Annotated in this window: 19 protein-coding genes; 3 read left to right on the top strand and 16 right to left on the bottom strand. The window is 36.8% G+C overall.

All coding sequences use genetic code 11. From position 1 onward, the window contains the following. Positions 1-77: 77 nt before the first annotated feature. From KE503_RS08440 to mtaB, 4 genes are all read right to left on the bottom strand, one after another. Positions 78-353: a DUF1292 domain-containing protein gene (locus KE503_RS08440; RefSeq protein WP_022374638.1), complete on the bottom strand. Its 276-nt coding sequence runs from the start codon at positions 351-353 to the stop codon at positions 78-80. Positions 354-365: 12 nt separating this feature from the next. Further along, complete coding sequence (gene ruvX, locus KE503_RS08445; RefSeq protein WP_212385001.1) at positions 366-785, bottom strand: Holliday junction resolvase RuvX; 420 nt, start codon at positions 783-785, stop codon at positions 366-368. A gap of 13 nt (positions 786-798) precedes the next feature. Further along, the gene (locus KE503_RS08450; protein WP_055198193.1) at positions 799-1,053 is read right to left on the bottom strand and encodes an IreB family regulatory phosphoprotein; all 255 of its coding nucleotides are present in this window, start codon (positions 1,051-1,053) and stop codon (positions 799-801) included. Positions 1,054-1,137: 84 nt separating this feature from the next. Beyond that, on the bottom strand, positions 1,138-2,460 hold the full coding sequence (mtaB, locus tag KE503_RS08455; protein ID WP_212385002.1) for a tRNA (N(6)-L-threonylcarbamoyladenosine(37)-C(2))-methylthiotransferase MtaB: 1,323 nt from the start codon (positions 2,458-2,460) through the stop codon (positions 1,138-1,140). Positions 2,461-2,535: 75 nt separating this feature from the next. On the opposite strand from mtaB, the gene KE503_RS08460 reads away from it, so the two are divergent. Then, a complete protein-coding gene (locus KE503_RS08460) occupies positions 2,536-2,769 on the top strand; it encodes an HPr family phosphocarrier protein (protein WP_022374110.1) in 234 nt (77 codons plus the stop codon). On the opposite strand, the gene thiI is transcribed toward KE503_RS08460, so the two are convergent. The 6 genes from thiI to KE503_RS08490 all read right to left on the bottom strand — a co-directional run bounded on the left by thiI (position 2,753) and on the right by KE503_RS08490 (position 8,246). Next, the gene (gene thiI / locus KE503_RS08465) at positions 2,753-3,931 is read right to left on the bottom strand and encodes a tRNA uracil 4-sulfurtransferase ThiI (protein ID WP_055198198.1); all 1,179 of its coding nucleotides are present in this window, start codon (positions 3,929-3,931) and stop codon (positions 2,753-2,755) included. The genes KE503_RS08460 and thiI overlap by 17 nt on opposite strands. Positions 3,932-3,960: 29 nt before the next feature. Then, a complete protein-coding gene (locus KE503_RS08470; protein WP_022374108.1) occupies positions 3,961-5,103 on the bottom strand; it encodes a cysteine desulfurase family protein in 1,143 nt (380 codons plus the stop codon). Positions 5,104-5,116: 13 nt separating this feature from the next. After that, positions 5,117-5,854, bottom strand: a complete 738-nt coding sequence (locus tag KE503_RS08475; RefSeq protein WP_212385003.1) for a 16S rRNA (uracil(1498)-N(3))-methyltransferase — start codon at positions 5,852-5,854, stop codon at positions 5,117-5,119. Between the two features lie 3 nt (positions 5,855-5,857). Next, positions 5,858-6,817 carry a 50S ribosomal protein L11 methyltransferase gene (prmA, locus tag KE503_RS08480; RefSeq protein ID WP_022374106.1) on the bottom strand — a complete coding sequence of 320 codons (960 nt, stop codon included), beginning with the start codon at positions 6,815-6,817 and terminating at the stop codon, positions 5,858-5,860. Positions 6,818-6,988: 171 nt separating this feature from the next. Further along, positions 6,989-7,708, bottom strand: a complete 720-nt coding sequence (locus KE503_RS08485) for an ATP-binding protein (protein WP_117945037.1) — start codon at positions 7,706-7,708, stop codon at positions 6,989-6,991. A gap of 259 nt (positions 7,709-7,967) precedes the next feature. After that, positions 7,968-8,246, bottom strand: a complete 279-nt coding sequence (locus KE503_RS08490) for a hypothetical protein (RefSeq protein WP_022374103.1) — start codon at positions 8,244-8,246, stop codon at positions 7,968-7,970. 320 nt (positions 8,247-8,566) lie between these two features. Between KE503_RS08490 and KE503_RS08495 the strand changes: the two genes are divergently transcribed. Next, positions 8,567-9,376, top strand: a complete 810-nt coding sequence (locus KE503_RS08495; RefSeq protein ID WP_212385004.1) for a Cof-type HAD-IIB family hydrolase — start codon at positions 8,567-8,569, stop codon at positions 9,374-9,376. Between the two features lie 114 nt (positions 9,377-9,490). On the opposite strand, the gene dnaJ is transcribed toward KE503_RS08495, so the two are convergent. Genes dnaJ through hrcA form a run of 4 tightly spaced genes read right to left on the bottom strand, consistent with a single transcriptional unit; the run spans position 9,491 to position 14,206 of the window. Next, a complete protein-coding gene (gene dnaJ, locus KE503_RS08500) occupies positions 9,491-10,651 on the bottom strand; it encodes a molecular chaperone DnaJ (RefSeq protein WP_055198205.1) in 1,161 nt (386 codons plus the stop codon). A gap of 24 nt (positions 10,652-10,675) precedes the next feature. Further along, on the bottom strand, positions 10,676-12,535 hold the full coding sequence (dnaK, locus tag KE503_RS08505) for a molecular chaperone DnaK (protein ID WP_055198207.1): 1,860 nt from the start codon (positions 12,533-12,535) through the stop codon (positions 10,676-10,678). Between the two features lie 50 nt (positions 12,536-12,585). Then, on the bottom strand, positions 12,586-13,197 hold the full coding sequence (grpE, locus tag KE503_RS08510; RefSeq protein WP_055198209.1) for a nucleotide exchange factor GrpE: 612 nt from the start codon (positions 13,195-13,197) through the stop codon (positions 12,586-12,588). After that, positions 13,172-14,206: a heat-inducible transcriptional repressor HrcA gene (hrcA, locus tag KE503_RS08515; RefSeq protein ID WP_172674566.1), complete on the bottom strand. Its 1,035-nt coding sequence runs from the start codon at positions 14,204-14,206 to the stop codon at positions 13,172-13,174. Before hrcA ends, grpE begins: the two co-directional genes overlap by 26 nt. A gap of 162 nt (positions 14,207-14,368) precedes the next feature. Between hrcA and KE503_RS08520 the strand changes: the two genes are divergently transcribed. Beyond that, the gene (locus KE503_RS08520; protein WP_022375324.1) at positions 14,369-14,671 is read left to right on the top strand and encodes a hypothetical protein; all 303 of its coding nucleotides are present in this window, start codon (positions 14,369-14,371) and stop codon (positions 14,669-14,671) included. A 96-nt stretch (positions 14,672-14,767) separates the two neighbouring features. Here KE503_RS08520 and KE503_RS08525 read toward each other — a convergent pair whose 3' ends face one another. Then, entirely contained in the window at positions 14,768-15,526 is a 759-nt protein-coding gene (locus KE503_RS08525; protein ID WP_022375323.1) for a DeoR/GlpR family DNA-binding transcription regulator, read from the bottom strand. 92 nt (positions 15,527-15,618) lie between these two features. Beyond that, positions 15,619-16,299: a fructose-6-phosphate aldolase gene (locus KE503_RS08530; RefSeq protein ID WP_212385005.1), complete on the bottom strand. Its 681-nt coding sequence runs from the start codon at positions 16,297-16,299 to the stop codon at positions 15,619-15,621. Positions 16,300-16,405 lie beyond the last annotated feature (106 nt).

The raw sequence follows: 16,405 nt of genomic DNA on the forward strand, positions 1-16,405 counted from the left end.
CCTGATTGTCCTTCAACTTTCTTCCTCCATATCTTTGTAAGTCTGACAATCTATTGTTTTAAACACTCTTATATATATTATAAACTCACTTCAAGTCCATCTAGTAATGCATTAAAAATATCTGAGATCATATCCAGTTCTTTATCGTCTTCTACGATCTCATAGGACACATAATCATCCTCTAGCTGCACTTCTTTCATGATCAGTACAACGCTCTCATCTTCACTTGATGCTTCACAATCTTCTACCAAAAGGTAGGTATGTCCTGCGATCGTTGTCTGTTCTATGACACGAAATTCAATCTCTGATCCATCTTCGTCCAGAAAAAGAATCTTATTATCTGTTTTACTCATTGTCTATTCCTCCTATAGGGAATCAAGATATCCCTGTAAAATCATAGATGCAGCGATCTGATCGATCACTTTCTTACGGTTTTCGCGTCTTACGCCGCTCTCCATCAGCACTTTCTCTGATGCTACTGTTGTCAGGCGCTCGTCCCATAGAATTACTTCTAATCCTGTACGACGCACTAAGGCATCGCGGAAAGATAGAGTATCTTCTCCGCGTTCACCTACTGTATTATTCATGTTCTTTGGGAGTCCTAAAACGATCTTCTCAATATCATATTCTTTCACAAATTCTTCAATTCTTGCATATGTCTTTCTTAACTTATTCGCATCTTTTCTTGTAATCGTCTCAAGCGGCTGTGCAGTAATGCGAAGTTCATCACTTAATGCTACTCCGACCGTCTTTGTCCCATAATCTAACCCTAATATTCTTCTCATAATATCACGGTCTCTACTTTAATCTTGTCTCAATATAGTTCTCAAGCAATGCCTCGATCAAGTCATCACGTTCAACTTTATTGATGATGCTTCTTGCATTGTTATGACTGGTAATGTATGTTGGATCTCCAGACATAATATATCCTACCATCTGGTTGACAGGATTATATCCTTTCTCCTGCAGTGCTTCGTATACACGCTCTAAGATCATGTGTACATCCAGTTCTTCTTTTACAACCGAAAAATGTTGTGTTCGATTATTATCCATAATTATCACGTCCCTTTCATTTATTTATCATTTTAATATAAAATGTATGAAATAGCAATGGAAATCATAAAATTTTCCATTCACTTAACACTTTGCCAGCACATATCCATCATCTAAAACTTGTAGTAATTTTACTTTAATGATCTTATTTTCTAATGGTTCTTCACTGTAAAGTGCAACTTTCATATACTCTTTTGTGTGCCCCGTATAATAATGATCTTTTCCGTGCATTTTTTCCTCGATCAACACTTCTTTGACCATTCCTAATTGTTTTGTCTCAAATGCTTTCTGATGTTGTTTTGACATTTCCAGTAAAATATTGCTGCGTTTTGCTTTGATCTGATCATCGATCTGTGGCTTCATATCTGCTGCACGTGTTCCTTTACGGATAGAATATTTAAATATGTGCATCTCATAGAGATTGATCTCTTCTAAGAATTCTCTTGTCTGTTCAAATTCTTCATCTGTCTCCCCTGGAAAACCAACGATAATATCTGTTGTAAGTGCTGGATATTCAAAATGTTCTCTGATTGCTTTGCATTTTTCTCTGATATCCTGTGTTGTATACTTACGATTCATTCTTTTTAGCACACTGTCACATCCACCCTGCAATGAAAGATGGAAATGTGGGCAAAAACTTTCAATCTTTGAAAGACGATCTAATGTGTCTTTTGTAATAAATCCAGGTTCTAATGATCCCAGACGGATTCTTTTGACCCCATCAATTTGTGCAATCTCTTCTAGCAGATCGATCAGTGTGATATCTCCAAGATCTTTTCCATAAGAAGTTACATGAATTCCTGTAATAACAAATTCCTGGCACCCATGTTTTGTTAAATTCGCAATCTCTTCTAAGATATCTTCTACCTTACGGCTTCGCACTCTTCCTCTTGCATAAGGAATAATACAGTAAGAACAAAACTGGTTACATCCATCTTGAACTTTGATATACGCTCTTGTATGTTCTTTTAACTGTTCTACATATAAAGGTTCATATTCCTGATCCTGTGCAATATCAATGACTTCGATGGACTCTTCAACAGATTCCATCTCTCCCATATGTTCTTCTAAAATCTTAATCAGGTCTTTCTTTTTATTATTCCCAACGATCAAGTCAATATTAGTATCTTTTGATAATTCATCTTTTCCAACCTGTGCATAGCAGCCAACAGCTACTACTACAACATCTGGATTCTTCTTTTTAGCACGATGAAGCATCTGTCTTGATTTGCGTTCCGCCATATTTGTTACGGAACATGTATTTACAATGTAAATATCTGCTGCCTCTTTCGAATCAACCATCGTAACCCCTGCTTCTTTAAGCATTCCATACATGGCATCTGTTTCATATTGATTTACCTTACAGCCAAGTGTTACAATAGCTGCTCTTTTTCCTTGTAAATTCATACAATTCCTTTCTTAGTTGACTTTTTCGGCAAATGCGAGTACACTATCCTTGTTAATTGGAAGGAGTATTATCCCATGTATGATACATTGATCAAACTGAATTCCATCAAAGAGCTATACTCATTTGTCGATATCCTGAACAATCATTCTGGCACTTTTGAAATCGTTGCCAATGATTATGTCGTGGATGCAAAATCACTGATGAGTATGTTAAGTCTCAATCTTTCTAAGTCTTTAACGCTTTCGATTGATTCGGATGAGACTGATGACATACTTGATCAGCTTAAGCCATTTATTTTACATGAATGATTTCTGTAGAATCAATGGCTTTTTTCATTAAATCATCAATCACATCATCAAGATGTTCTTCTGATTTCTTAATTCTCTTTAAGTTTCCTTTTGTAACCGGATGTTTTGCGACAAAAATCGTACAGCAGTCTTCAAATGGCTGAATAGATGTCTCAAATGTTCCGATCTTTTCTGCAATATCAACGATTTCCTGCTTATCCATACCAATACATGGTCTAAATACTGGCATGTTACATACTTCATTTGTAATTGCTAAGTTATGAATTGTCTGGCTTGCTACCTGTCCAATGCTCTCACCTGTGATCAAAGCGAGGCTTCCACCTTCATTTGCAAAATGTTCTGCAATCTTCATCATATATCTTCTCATGATGATCGTTAATTCTTCATGCGGACATTTCTCATAAATTGCTAACTGAATGTCTGTAAAGTTTACAACATGTAGATTGATCGGTCCCGCATATTTTGCTACGATCTTTGCAAGATCTACAACTTTCTGTTTTGCTCTCTCACTTGTATATGGTGGTGCATGGAAATATGTTGCATCAATGTGTACTCCACGTTTTGCGATCATATATCCAGCAACAGGACTGTCGATTCCTCCGGATAACAATAACATTGCCTTTCCATTAGTTCCAACTGGCATTCCACCTGGTCCTTTGATCTCCTGAGAATAAATATAGATATATTTTCTCACCTCGATATTTACCATAACCTGTGGATGGTGCACATCTACTTTGATTCCCTCGAATGCGTCTAATAACTGTCCTCCGATTTCCATGTTGATTGCCATGGAGTCAAGCGGGAACTGTTTGTCTCCTCTTCTTGCATGAACTTTAAAAGTAAAATCTTTGACTGGATACTGCTCATCAATAAACTTGATGACTGTTTCTGTCAAATGTTCCATATCTTTATTTTCTTCAATGACCATTGGACAGATTCCAACAATACCGAAGACTCTCTGTAATGCTTCAACTGCTTCGTCGTAATCAAAATCATCCTGTGCTTCAACAAACATACGTCCGGATTCTTTTCTTACTTTAAAATCCCCGACTGGTGCCATTGCATGACGGATCTGTTTCATTAATGCGTCTTCAAACATATAACGGTTCTTACCTTTGATGGCAATCTCACCGTATTTGATCAAAAATGCGGTTACTTTCATATTGTTCTCCTTTATTTTCTTTTATGACTTTATTTTCTTACAAATCTTCGAAGCATTGGAACTAATTCTTTTAATGCCTCGATCGTTTGATCAACTTCTTCTTTTGTATTCTCAATGGAAAAACTAAATCGAAGTGTTCCATCTTTAAATTCATCACTTAATGCGATTGCGTTTAATGTTCCGCTGACTGCCTGTTTCTTGTTAGATGAACATGCAGATCCTGAGGATACATAAATTTCTCTGTCTTCTAAAGCATGCAACAAAACTTCACTTCTTAATTTTTTAAAACTGATACTTGCTACGTGTGGTGCTTTCCCTGAATTATCCTTGATATCCTCAATCTCTTTGATCCTCTCCTGAAAGTATTCTTTGACTTCTCGGATCTTTTCAGCATTCTCATATTTTTTACCAATCATTTTCTCACATGCAACAGCTAATCCTACAATTCCCGGTACATTTTCAGTTCCAGAACGCATTCCTTTCTGCTGTCCACCTCCAAAAATAATTGGAGAAATCTTTGTTCCTTCTTTGATATATAAAAATCCGATTCCTTTTGGTCCATGAATCTTATGACCGCTTGTGGATAATAAATCGATCCCCATATTCTTTGGAATAATCGGGAGTTTTCCGTATGCCTGAATCGCATCCACATGGAAGATCGTATTCGGATTCTTTGCTTTGATGATCTTCGCGATCTCTTCAATTGGTTCAATTGCCCCAATTTCATTATTAACCATCATACAGGATACAAGAATCGTATCTTCTCTAATGCTTTCTTCTAACTGCTTAAGATCAACGATTCCTTCTGCATCAACATCTAAATATGTCACTTCATATCCCTCTTCTTCCAGATGATACATTGGTTCATATACAGATGCATGTTCTACCTTTGTTGTAATGATATGCTTCCCTTTGCGACGATTGGCCATCGCTGTTCCGATGATTGCTGTATTATTTGATTCTGTTCCTCCAGAGGTAAATAAAATCTCTTTTGGTTTTGCTCTTAATGTTTTGGCAATTAATTCTTGTGCAGCTTTTACTTTATTCTCTGCTTCAATACCTTTCATATGTTTCGCAGATGGATTTCCATACGTGACCTGCATTGCGTCCTGCATTGCTTCTACAACTTCTGGAAATACGCAGGTTGTCGCTGCATTATCAAAATAAATCATGTCACTTTCTCCTCTATTCTTCTATTGTAAACATTAAAATAGATAAAACTGTCATTCCTGCTGTCTCAGTTCTTAAGATACGCTTTCCAAGGCTCATTGTTTTGCCGCCTACGGCTTTGAGCTGTTCAATCTCTTCTTTTTCAAATCCACCTTCTGGCCCGATAATGATTCCGATAGACTTCTTCCCTTTTGCCTTGTTGATCAGCTCTTTGGATTCCTGCATTCCTTTTGCTTCTTCATATGGAACAAGCATCAATTCAATATCTTTTACTTCCTCTAAAATTTCTTTAAAGCTTCTTACCTCACGAACTTCTGGAATAATTCCACGTTTTGCCTGTTTGGCCGCACTTAGTGCAATCGTATTCCACCTGCTTACTTTCTTTGCCGCTTTCTTGGCATCAAGTTTTACAACACAGCGTTTCATAGCAGTTGGAACAATCTCTGTCACGCCCAATTCTATGGCTTTCTGGATGATCATCTCCATCTTATCACCTTTTGGAAGTCCCTGATACAGCGTAATCTTTGCTGGAAGTTCTGTTTCCATTCCATGGACATCTTCAATCTTTGCAAGAATCGAATCTTGTGTCCATTCACTAAGGCTGCATTCATATTCCAAATCGGATCCATTGCTTAAATAAACCTTATCTCCTGTTTTCATACGGAGAACGTTCTTAATATGATTTACATCACTTCCCATGATCTCAATCATTCCATCATGAATCTGTTCTTCTTTTATAAAAAATCGGTACATCTCTTACCTCATCTTCGCTGTCATAGAAACCCAGTCTTTCATTCTTCTTGTTTCAATGACATCAAAACCATATGCATTTAATTTGTCAGCAATTTCTTTTTCTTTTGTATCAATGATACCAGAAATAACAAATACTCCGTCTTCTGCCAGAAACTGATCTACGATCTCAATCAGCGGAGAGATAACGTCTGCTAAAATATTTGCTACAACAACTGGATAACATTTTGATCCCAAGGATTCTGCAAATTCTTTATCATCTAATACATTTCCCTGATAAACTTCAAACTGATCTTTACTGATATGGTTTACTTCAAAGTTTTCTTCTGAAGCTGAAATCGCATGTGGATCGATATCTGTAAGAACCGCATGTCCGGCTCCAAGTTTTAATCCGATAATTGATAAAATTCCGCTTCCGCATCCAACGTCTAAAATCTTTGTATCTTCTTTAATGTATGGTTTCATTCCTTCAATACAAAGCTTTGTTGTTTCATGAGACCCAGTTCCAAATGCTGTTCCTGGATCGATCTCAACTACGATCGTATCTTCTGTCTGATCTTCTAATGTCTCCCATGTTGGTTTGATCACGATCTGTTCATCTAAGCGGATTGGTTTGAAAAATTTCTTCCAGTTATTTACCCAGTCTTCTTCTTTTGTCTTATCAAATGAAATTGTTCCAGCTCCGATGTCCATAAATCCACGAAGTCTTTCAAGCATTGCCTGAATCTGCATTGTGATGTGTTCTAAGTTCTCATTCTCATCAAAATAGCAACTGATCTTTGCTTTCCCATCATCTGGTGCAATATCGTCTGGCAGAAGATCCACATACATAACTTTCATCTCTTCTTCTGTCAATGACACATGATCTTCAACTTCCACACCTGTTGCACCAAGTTCTGTAAGTTCATAACTAATCATGTCTTCCGCTGATGTCAATGTATCAATTGTAATTTTATTCCATCCCATGACACTGTGTTTCCTTTCTTTTTCTATCTTATTTTTCTATTTCGTATTCATAACATATCAATTAATTAGTGTATCATAGAAAAGCATGGAATACAAGAAAAAGAGAATCCCCTCTTTATTAGAATTCTCTTTTTCCTATTGTTTTTATTAATTTCTTTGATAATTCTATGACTATAAAATCTGTCCATCAATGGAAATTGTATGCACCTGCCATGGAAGGAATTTCCCAGAATCCTGAATTGCCTTCTTAGCTGCATTTTCAAGTCCTCCACAGCAAGGAACTTCCATTCTTACGATCGTTACACTCTTAATATCATTATTAGCAATGATCTGTGTCAATTTCTCACTGTAATCTCCTTCGTCAAGTTTTGGACATCCAATTAGTGTCACTCTGTTTTTGATAAATTCCTGATGGAAATTTCCATAAGCATAAGCTGTACAGTCTGCTGCAATCAAAAGATTGGCATCTTTAAAATATGGTGCATTGACTGGTACTAATTTAATCTGAACTGGCCATTGGGATAACTGGGAAGATGCATGTACTGACTGCTCTGTCTGTACTTCTTCCTTATGATTTATCATCTTCATCCTTGTTCCTGGACATCCATGGAATACTGGCTTTTCTTCTTTATCTTTTGCTGCCATTTGGGCTTTTTTCTTCATATTGGCTTCGACTGCTTCTCTGTCATATGCAGCTGCCTCACGCTCTACAAAACTGATCGCTCCGGTTGGACAATTTGGCAGACAATCTCCTAAGCCATCACAATAATCATCTCTTAATAACTTCGCTTTTCCATCAACCATTCCGATTGCATCTTCGTGGCATGCATCAGCACAAAGCCCACATCCATTGCATTTATCTTCATCAATTTCAATAATTCTACGAATCATTTCTATTCTCCTTTTCTTGACTTTTTATCCTTTACTGTATCGTCAGTATAATCGATGCTTCGAAGAAAGTCTGTTGTTTTTACAACGTTTTTTATTTTTTCAAAATATTTATCATTTTTCTTTATGGCATCCTTTTTACCTATAGAGGACAAAATCTTCTTGCTGGAAAAACACGAAAAAGCAGAAGGCACTCCATAAACCTTCTGCTTTCTCTGTTGTTTATTATTCGAAAATGCCAACAAAGACATGTTCTTCCTGACTATCCAACGAAACAACACTCCATATTCTCTTCATAAAATCTGTCATACATCTGTCGCATTAAGGGAATCAATTTATAAAGTGGTTCCGTCTTACGATGATTGACTTCGTCTTTGATCATCTCTTTGATGATTGCTTCTTTCGTCTCTTTAAGAGTACCATATACACCGACTCTTTCCAATACTTTTTTACATTTTTCTTGATTCTTTCTTCTTTTTAATAACACAAAATCTCCACAACATTTTTTTATATAATAATTTTCTTTCATTCTCATTAACATAATGTTCTCCTTTCCACATACCGTGCCTAAGATCTTTGTCTGATCACAAAGATCTTCTTGAATGGATCATGGACATTATATGCCTTTTGTATACATATTTTGTTGCAAAATCATTACATTTTTATAAATTTTCTCTTAATTTATTATTTATAAATTTATTTTTAATTTCTATTAGTATTTTTATACTGTATGTTGTATACATATAATGATATATTTTACCACTTTACAACACTCGTTAATTCCAGTTATAATATTTAAAGTTGTTTTATGATATCATGCATCAATATTGTCATGGTGTTAACTAAAGAAAGGATTATGTTATGAATTATAAATTAATCGCTGTAGATCTTGATGGAACTCTTTACAATGATGAACCTGCAATTTCCCCAGCAACGATCCAGGCACTGATCAAAGCTCAAGAAATGGGAATTCGAGTTGCAATTTCTTCCGGCCGTCCTCTTCCCGGTCTTTTTCATGCCAGAGATGCTCTTAATCTCCAAAAATATCATGGTATGCTTGTTTCCTACAATGGCGGAAAAGTTGTTGATACTACAAATCACGAGACTCTATATGAAAATGCAATTCCTCATGAGCTTGCTGTTGAAGTTTTAAAATATCTTGGAAATTTTCCAGTTATTCCAATGATCGATGATGGAAATGTTTTATATGTAACAGATAAAAATGCTTACCGTGTCCGTGAAGAAGCTTTAAATGACTCTATGAACTGTGTAGAGGTTCCTTCTTTGATCGATTGTCTGGATTTCCCATTAATTAAGATTCTTACTGCGATTGAACCTGAGAAACTTCCAGATGTCTTTAAAGTGATTGGGAAACCTTATGAAGGAATTCTTGATTTTGTACAGAGTGCTGACTTTTATATTGAAGCAGTCCCTCATGGTACAAGTAAGGCAACCGGGCTTTTAAAGGTTTGTGAAAAACTTGGAATCCATTCTGATCAGATCATTGCTTTTGGTGATGCAAAAAATGACCTTGAAATGATCAAGCTGGCCGGTCATGGTGTTGCAATGGGTAATGCCTGTGATGAATTAAAAGAATGTGCCGATGAAGTTACACTTACTAATAACGAAAATGGAATCGTTCACACTCTAAATCATCTGATCTTTTCATAAAAGTCATAAAAGACCTGATCTCTTAAATTTTATAAAATATATTATGACAAAAAGCGATGAAAGATTAATTCTCTCATCGCTTTTTTATAGAACTTTTCAATTCATTAATTTTGATTATTTTTTATGTTTTCCAAAGAATCCTTTATGTTCTTTATGAGTTTCTTCCTTCTTAGGAACTTCACCCATTGCTTCCTGGAATTTCTGAAGAGCTGCTCTCTGCTCTCCATTCAAATGTTCTGGTACCTGAACTACGAGTGTTACATAGTGATCTCCTCGTACATTCTTGTTACGTACCATTGGCACACCTTTTCCTTTTAAGCGGATTCTGGTGTCTGTCTGAGTTCCTGGTTTGATGGTATATTCATATGGTCCATCCACAGTTGGAATCTGAATCTTACCACCAAGAGCTGCCTGTGTAAAGGAAATTGGTTCTGTAGAGTAGATGGTTGTATCCTGGCGTTGGAATTTTGGATGACGTTCTACGATTACTTCTACTAACAGATCTCCTCTTGGTCCCCCATTTGTACCTGGTTCTCCTTTTCCACGGATACGGATACTCTGTCCATTGTCAATACCTGCTGGTACTGTGACTTCAATTGTCTTACGGTTGCTTATATAACCTGTTCCATGGCAATCTGGACACTTATCTCGAATGATCTTACCTGATCCATGACAATCTGGGCATGTCTGAACATTCTGAACAGTTCCGAACATGGACTGCTGTGTAAATACGACCTGACCACGTCCCTGACATTTTGGACATGTCTCTGGATTGGTTCCTGGTTTTGCACCGGTTCCATGACATGTAGTACATTCATCTTTTAATGTAATTTCTATCTTCTTTGATGTACCAAATACTGCTTCTTCAAATGTTACATGGATTCTTGCGCGAACATGTGCTCCCTGTGTTGGACGGTTTGCCTGTCTGGCCCCGCCACGGCTTCCTCCACCGAACATACCGCCGAAAATATCTCCAAAGATATCTCCCATATCACCACCGAAGTCAAAACCGCCAAATCCGCCGCCATTAAATCCACCAGCACCCTGCTCAAAGGCAGCATGACCATATTGGTCATACTGCGCTTTCTTTTCAGAGTCGCTTAATATTTCATAAGCTTCTGTTACTTCTTTAAATTTGGCTTCTGCTTCTTTATCTCCAGGATTCGTATCTGGATGATATTTCTTGGCGAGTTTTCGGTAGGCTTTTTTTATTTCTGATGCTGAGGCATTGCGGTCAATTCCCAACACCTCATAGTAATCTCTTTTTTCCGCCATTTTTAGTCTACCTTCTCTTTAAAATTATACTTCTTTGTAGTCACCATCTACAACATCATCATTTGCTGCTCCCTGATTAGCTCCAGCATCTGCTGCTCCCTGAGCTCCCTGCTGAGCCTGTGCTGCTGCTTCATACATCTTAGTAAATAAATTCTGAGCACTTGTCATCAGTTTGTCTTTCTTAGCTTTCAGATCTTCAACCTGAGCATCTGTCATTTCCTGATCTTTTGTAGATTCTACAAGATCTTTTAATTCTTTTAAGTCAGCTTCTACTGCTGCTTTTTCTGTAGCATCTACTTTGTCTCCCGCTTCTTCTAATGCTTTCTCTGTCTGGAATACGATAGAATCAGCTTCGTTTCTTGCATCAATTGCTTCTTTACGTTTCTTATCTGCAGCTTCGAATTCAGCAGCTTCTTTTACAGCTTTATCGATATCTTCGTCAGACATGTTAGATCCAGCTGTAATCGTGATATGCTGTTCTTTTCCTGTTCCTAAGTCTTTTGCAGATACATTTACAATACCGTTTGCATCGATGTCGAATGTTACTTCGATCTGAGGCACTCCACGTCTTGCAGGTGCGATACCATCTAATCTGAATCTTCCTAAAGACTTGTTATCTCTAGCGAACTGTCTTTCACCCTGTACAACGTTGATATCTACAGCACTCTGGTTATCTTCTGCTGTTGAGAAGATCTGGCTCTTCTTTGTAGGGATTGTTGTATTTCTTTCGATCAGACGTGTTGCAACTCCACCCATTGTCTCGATAGACAGTGATAATGGTGTAACATCAAGAAGAAGTACATCACCGGCACCAGCATCTCCAGCTAATTTACCACCCTGGATAGATGCACCGATTGCTACACATTCGTCTGGGTTGATTCCCTTAAATGGTTCTTTTCCTGTTAACTGCTGTACTTTACTCTGTACGGCTGGGATACGTGTAGAACCACCAACTAATAATACTTTGCTTAATTCAGAAGCTGTCATTCCAGCATCATTTAATGCAGAATTTACAGGTCCTGCTGTTCTTTCTACTAAATGAGCTGTTAATTCATCGAATTTTGCTCTTGTAAGATTCATATCAAAATGTTTTGGTCCTTCAGCTGTTGCTGTGATGAATGGCAGGTTGATATTTGTTGTTGTTGCAGAAGATAATTCTTTCTTAGCTTTCTCTGCTGCTTCTTTTAATCTTTGCATTGCCATCTTATCTGTTGATAAGTCAACACCTTCCTGTTTCTTGAATTCATCTAACATATACTGTGTGATAACATTATCAAAGTCATCTCCACCTAATTTGTTATCTCCAGCTGTTGATAATACTTCGATGACACCATCACCGATCTCGATGATAGATACATCAAATGTACCACCACCTAAGTCGTATACCATGATTTTCTGTTCTTCTTCGTTATCAAGTCCATAAGACAATGCTGCTGCTGTTGGTTCGTTGATGATACGTTTTACTTCAAGTCCTGCGATCTTACCAGCATCTTTTGTTGCCTGACGCTGAGCATCGTTGAAATAAGCTGGAACAGTGATAACTGCTTCTGTTACTTTCTCTCCTAAGTAGTTTTCAGCATCTGATTTTAATTTCTGTAAGATCATTGCTGAAATTTCCTGTGGAGAATATGCTTTATCATCGATCTGAACTTTGTAATCTGTTCCCATATGACGTTTGATAGAAGCGATTGTTTTTTCGGCATTTGTAACTGCCTGACGTTTTGCAGGTTCACCGATCACACGTTCTCCTGTTTTTGTAAATGCTACTACAGATGGTGTTGTTCTCATACCTTCTGCATTTGTAATAACGGTTGGTTTTCCACCTTCCATAACTGCTACACAACTGTTTGTTGTTCCTAAGTCAATACCAATAATTTTACCCATGATCTATGTCCTCCTAAGATTTCTTCTTATTTCTATATATAATATAAATATTAGTTAGCTACTTTTACCATACTGTGGCGTAATACATTTTCTTTGTACATGTAACCTTTCTGTAATTCTTCTGCAACAATGTTCTCACCGAGATCATCATCTTCGACATGCATCACTGCATTGTGAAGATTTGCATCAAATTCTTTTCCTTGTGCATCCATTGGTGTTACTCCCAGATCCTCCATCACAGCTGTAAACTGTTTGTAGATCTGTTCGATTCCTTTAACGAATGCGGAATCTTTCTCATCTTCAGATACGGCTTCTAAGCCTCTCTCGAAGTTATCAATGACTGGCAGAAGTTTTTCTAAAACTCCCATCGCTCCCATATCATAACGCTGTGTGGCTTCTTTCGCTGTACGCTTTCTTGCGTTCTCAAATTCTGCCATCAGTCTCTGGTATTTGTCTTTCCAGTCTGCTACGGACGCTTCTAATTCTGCGATCTTGTCATCAGCGGTTGCTTCCTTTGTTTCTTTGGAAGTTTCCTCCTTTGTCTCTGTATCTTTTATATCTTCAGCAGTCTCTTCTGCATTCTTTACTTCTTCGTTGATGTTTTCGTTTTTCTTACTCATCACATCACTTCCTTTCTTAAGATTTGTCTTTAAAAATATCATCTAATTCCTCAGTGAGGTTCTTTAAAGTCTTAACGACTTTTTTGTAATCCATTCTCTTTGGTCCGATGATACCAACAGTACCTGTACCACCTTCTGCAAGTTCATAGGTTGCAGTTACGATACTGCAATCCTTCATATTCTTAACTGGAGATTCTTCTCCAATATAAACCTGAATTCCTGTGTGATTATCGGAATCTGATTCCAGTGTTGAATCAACCAACTGTGTCAAGGCTTTCTTCTCTACTAACGTATCAAGAAGCTCTGTTGCTGTATCCGGATTTCCAAGTTCCGGATATTTTAAGATATTGGTTGCTCCTCCTGTGTAGATTTCCATATGATCTGCATCATGGATCGCTTTGGCGATCTCTTCAAGAATCCGTTCTAACACATCCTGTCTAATTCCTGCCTGATCTCTCATCGTCTGAATCAGTGCGAGATTGATATCTTGTAAGGATAGTCCTTGTAAAAATGTATTAAGTAACACATTCAACTTCAGAACATCTTCATTAGAAAGCGGTTCTTCGACTTGGACCATCTTGTTCTTTACGATATTGCCTTGTGTGACGATTACTGCAAGCAGATGTTCATGGTCTACCTGAGACAGCTGTACAAACTTTAATGTCACATTCTGATAATGTGGAGAAGAAACCATCGTTGCATAATTCGTGCTACTTGCTAATACATTGGCAACCTGCTTTAATAAGACTTCCATCTTATCAACTCTCTGAATCAATGCCTGTTTCTCTTCGTGCTCATTGTCACGCTCACTCATCAGCTGGTCTACATAAAAACGATATCCTGCATCGGAAGGAATTCTTCCTGCGGATGTGTGAGGCTGTAAGATAAATCCCATATCTTCCAGATCTGCCATCTCATTACGAATCGTCGCAGAGCTTAGATTTAAATCCGGATGTTTTGCAATGGTTCTTGATCCTACCGGCTCACCGGTTTCAAGGTAATTGGCGATAATCGCTTTCAATATTAACTTCTTACGATCATTTAACTCCATATCTTCGCCTCCTGTTATTAGCACTCATTTATGTCGAGTGCTAACATCTATATTTAAAGTAGCACTTTCGCATTTTAATGTCAACCTTTTCTTTTACTTTTTTTGAAAATTTGTTCAATTTTTTTCTTCTTTGAATAGAATGTACAAAAGGAGGTACTTTTCATGCATAAAAATATGAACTTTAATATAGAACAAACACGGCTTAATAATACTTACCAAAGATTAAATTCTAACCATGATTTTCACAGATATTTAAATAATCAGAAAGATCAAACTCCTACTTACTGGTCCTTTTTAAAATTAAGAATTGGATTTTCTATTTTATTCTTATTTTTTATCGTTGCTTGTTCAAAATCACTGCATACCAAAGAAACCAAACAAATACAATCTGTTTTTTCTCAGATAAATGAAGTTGATCCTTATACCTCTTATATTTTAGAAAAATTGGATTTACATATACCCTGATATTCTTTAATTATAAAAGAAAACCCGAAACATCTGATCCTTAATCTATGTTCCGGGTTTTTGTATGATTTTATCTCTTTTTTCTTATTAATATATCTATCTTGGTACAATCTCTACCGTAATACCATTTTGCTCCAACACTTCTTTTGCTTCTGATGGAATCTGGTCATCGGTAAATACCATATCAATATCCTTAAATCTTGACTGCATGACAACTCCATGTTCTGAAAACTTACTAGAATCTGTCAGAATAATCGAATTCCTTGCAGAGCCCATCATACTCTTGGCAGCTTCTACTCTTAACATATCCCCACTAGTAAATCCTATTCCAGGAATATATCCATCTGTTCCCATAAACAGTTTATCTACATAAAAAGCTTCTGCACAGGTTTTTACTAATGGTCCAACCATAACTTCTGCTTCTTTCTGGTATTCTCCTCCAAGAACAATAACCTTTGTAACTCCACCCTCAGATTCTCTGATAAATCGTGCGATGTATGATGAATTTGTGATCACCGTAATATCTTTTTTCGTTTCAGAAAGTTGTTTTACAAGCAGTGCACAGCTTGAACCTGATTCTACCATGATCGTTTCTCCATCTGATACGATCTCGCTTGCTTTGGCTGCGATCCGCTGCTTTGTTTCATAACAAAAAGCCATACGATTACTAATATCTGACATATTCTTCATTGTTGCATAACCATGTTCTCTTGTTAAAAAATTAAGCTCTTCCAATGCATCTAAATCTTTTCGAATCGTTACCTGAGATACTTCAAGCATCTTTGATAATGTTGCAACTTCTACTTTCTTTTTTTGATTTACAATTTCAAGAATTTTCGTCTGTCTATCTGTCATAAAACTTTTTCCTTTCTTGCCCTATATATTAGGAAAGAGCCGTCTTGCGGCTCTTTCCTAATCAGTATATCATAAAATCTTCTTTATTTATATTATAGGTCGCAGATTCCTTTTCCTTCTCCATAAACTGCGTACCAGTCATTGTTGAAGTCTGTAACTGCTTTGTCAATATTAGGATTTGCAAATACCTGTTTTAATACTGCATATGGTGCTGTGATTGCTTCTGCTCCATAGTTAAATGCATTCTTCACTTGTTCAACGCCTTTGAATGATGCTGCTACGATCTTGCAGTCATATCCATCATCTTCAATGCGGTCCTGCAGGTTGCTGATCAATTCCATAGGATCTGCTCCAAGATTTCCGATACGATTTACATATGGTGCAATATAATCAGCTCCTGCTGCTAAGGCAAAGTATGCCTGCATCAGATCATAAACTGCTGTTGCTGTTACATTAACTCTTTCTGATTTTAAGATCTTGATTGCTTTTAATCCTTCATATGAAACAGGAACTTTGATATATACCTGATCATCGATCTCTTCTAAGATTCTATGAGCTTCCTTAACGATCGTCTCAGCATCTAATGAAATAACCTGTACATGAAGGCTTCTTTCTTTTCCAATGATCTCACGAACTTTTCTCATATGTCCAAAGAAATCTTCTGGTGATGTCTTTTTAACGATTGATGGATTGCTTGTTACTCCAGCAATTGGCATATGGTCTACACCATCTTTGATTTCTTCAAGATTCACTGTATCTAAAATAAATTCCATGATAAAAACTCCTCCTAAGTCTTATTATATATTTCGTTTTTTGATACTTCTATCTTACCATATTTTTCGAATATGTCAATATTTATTTTCATTTATTCATTATATT

It is taken from the genome of Anaerostipes sp. Marseille-Q3525, assembly GCF_018223505.1.
Taxonomy (GTDB): domain Bacteria; phylum Bacillota; class Clostridia; order Lachnospirales; family Lachnospiraceae; genus Anaerostipes; species Anaerostipes amylophilus.

Excerpts from the sequence above, each read along its gene's own strand:
- grpE (WP_055198209.1), bottom strand. The coding sequence starts at position 13,197 with ATGATATTTTTAAAGACAAATCTTAAGAAAGGAAGTGATGTGATGAGT.
- prmA (WP_022374106.1), bottom strand. The coding sequence starts at position 6,817 with ATGGGATGGAATAAAATTACAATTGATACATTGACATCAGCGGAAGAC.
- dnaK (WP_055198207.1), bottom strand. The coding sequence starts at position 12,535 with ATGGGTAAAATTATTGGTATTGACTTAGGAACAACAAACAGTTGTGTA.
- KE503_RS08450 (WP_055198193.1), bottom strand. The coding sequence starts at position 1,053 with ATGGATAATAATCGAACACAACATTTTTCGGTTGTAAAAGAAGAACTG.
- KE503_RS08530 (WP_212385005.1), bottom strand. The coding sequence starts at position 16,299 with ATGGAATTTATTTTAGATACAGTGAATCTTGAAGAAATCAAAGATGGT.
- KE503_RS08460 (WP_022374110.1), top strand. The coding sequence starts at position 2,536 with ATGTATGATACATTGATCAAACTGAATTCCATCAAAGAGCTATACTCA.
- KE503_RS08485 (WP_117945037.1), bottom strand. The coding sequence starts at position 7,708 with ATGATTCGTAGAATTATTGAAATTGATGAAGATAAATGCAATGGATGT.
- KE503_RS08440 (WP_022374638.1), bottom strand. The coding sequence starts at position 353 with ATGAGTAAAACAGATAATAAGATTCTTTTTCTGGACGAAGATGGATCA.
- hrcA (WP_172674566.1), bottom strand. The coding sequence starts at position 14,206 with ATGGAGTTAAATGATCGTAAGAAGTTAATATTGAAAGCGATTATCGCC.
- thiI (WP_055198198.1), bottom strand. The coding sequence starts at position 3,931 with ATGAAAGTAACCGCATTTTTGATCAAATACGGTGAGATTGCCATCAAA.
- KE503_RS08490 (WP_022374103.1), bottom strand. The coding sequence starts at position 8,246 with ATGTTAATGAGAATGAAAGAAAATTATTATATAAAAAAATGTTGTGGA.
- KE503_RS08470 (WP_022374108.1), bottom strand. The coding sequence starts at position 5,103 with ATGATTTATTTTGATAATGCAGCGACAACCTGCGTATTTCCAGAAGTT.
- KE503_RS08475 (WP_212385003.1), bottom strand. The coding sequence starts at position 5,854 with ATGTACCGATTTTTTATAAAAGAAGAACAGATTCATGATGGAATGATT.
- dnaJ (WP_055198205.1), bottom strand. The coding sequence starts at position 10,651 with ATGGCGGAAAAAAGAGATTACTATGAGGTGTTGGGAATTGACCGCAAT.
- ruvX (WP_212385001.1), bottom strand. The coding sequence starts at position 785 with ATGAGAAGAATATTAGGGTTAGATTATGGGACAAAGACGGTCGGAGTA.
- KE503_RS08520 (WP_022375324.1), top strand. The coding sequence starts at position 14,369 with ATGCATAAAAATATGAACTTTAATATAGAACAAACACGGCTTAATAAT.
- KE503_RS08495 (WP_212385004.1), top strand. The coding sequence starts at position 8,567 with ATGAATTATAAATTAATCGCTGTAGATCTTGATGGAACTCTTTACAAT.
- KE503_RS08525 (WP_022375323.1), bottom strand. The coding sequence starts at position 15,526 with ATGACAGATAGACAGACGAAAATTCTTGAAATTGTAAATCAAAAAAAG.
- mtaB (WP_212385002.1), bottom strand. The coding sequence starts at position 2,460 with ATGAATTTACAAGGAAAAAGAGCAGCTATTGTAACACTTGGCTGTAAG.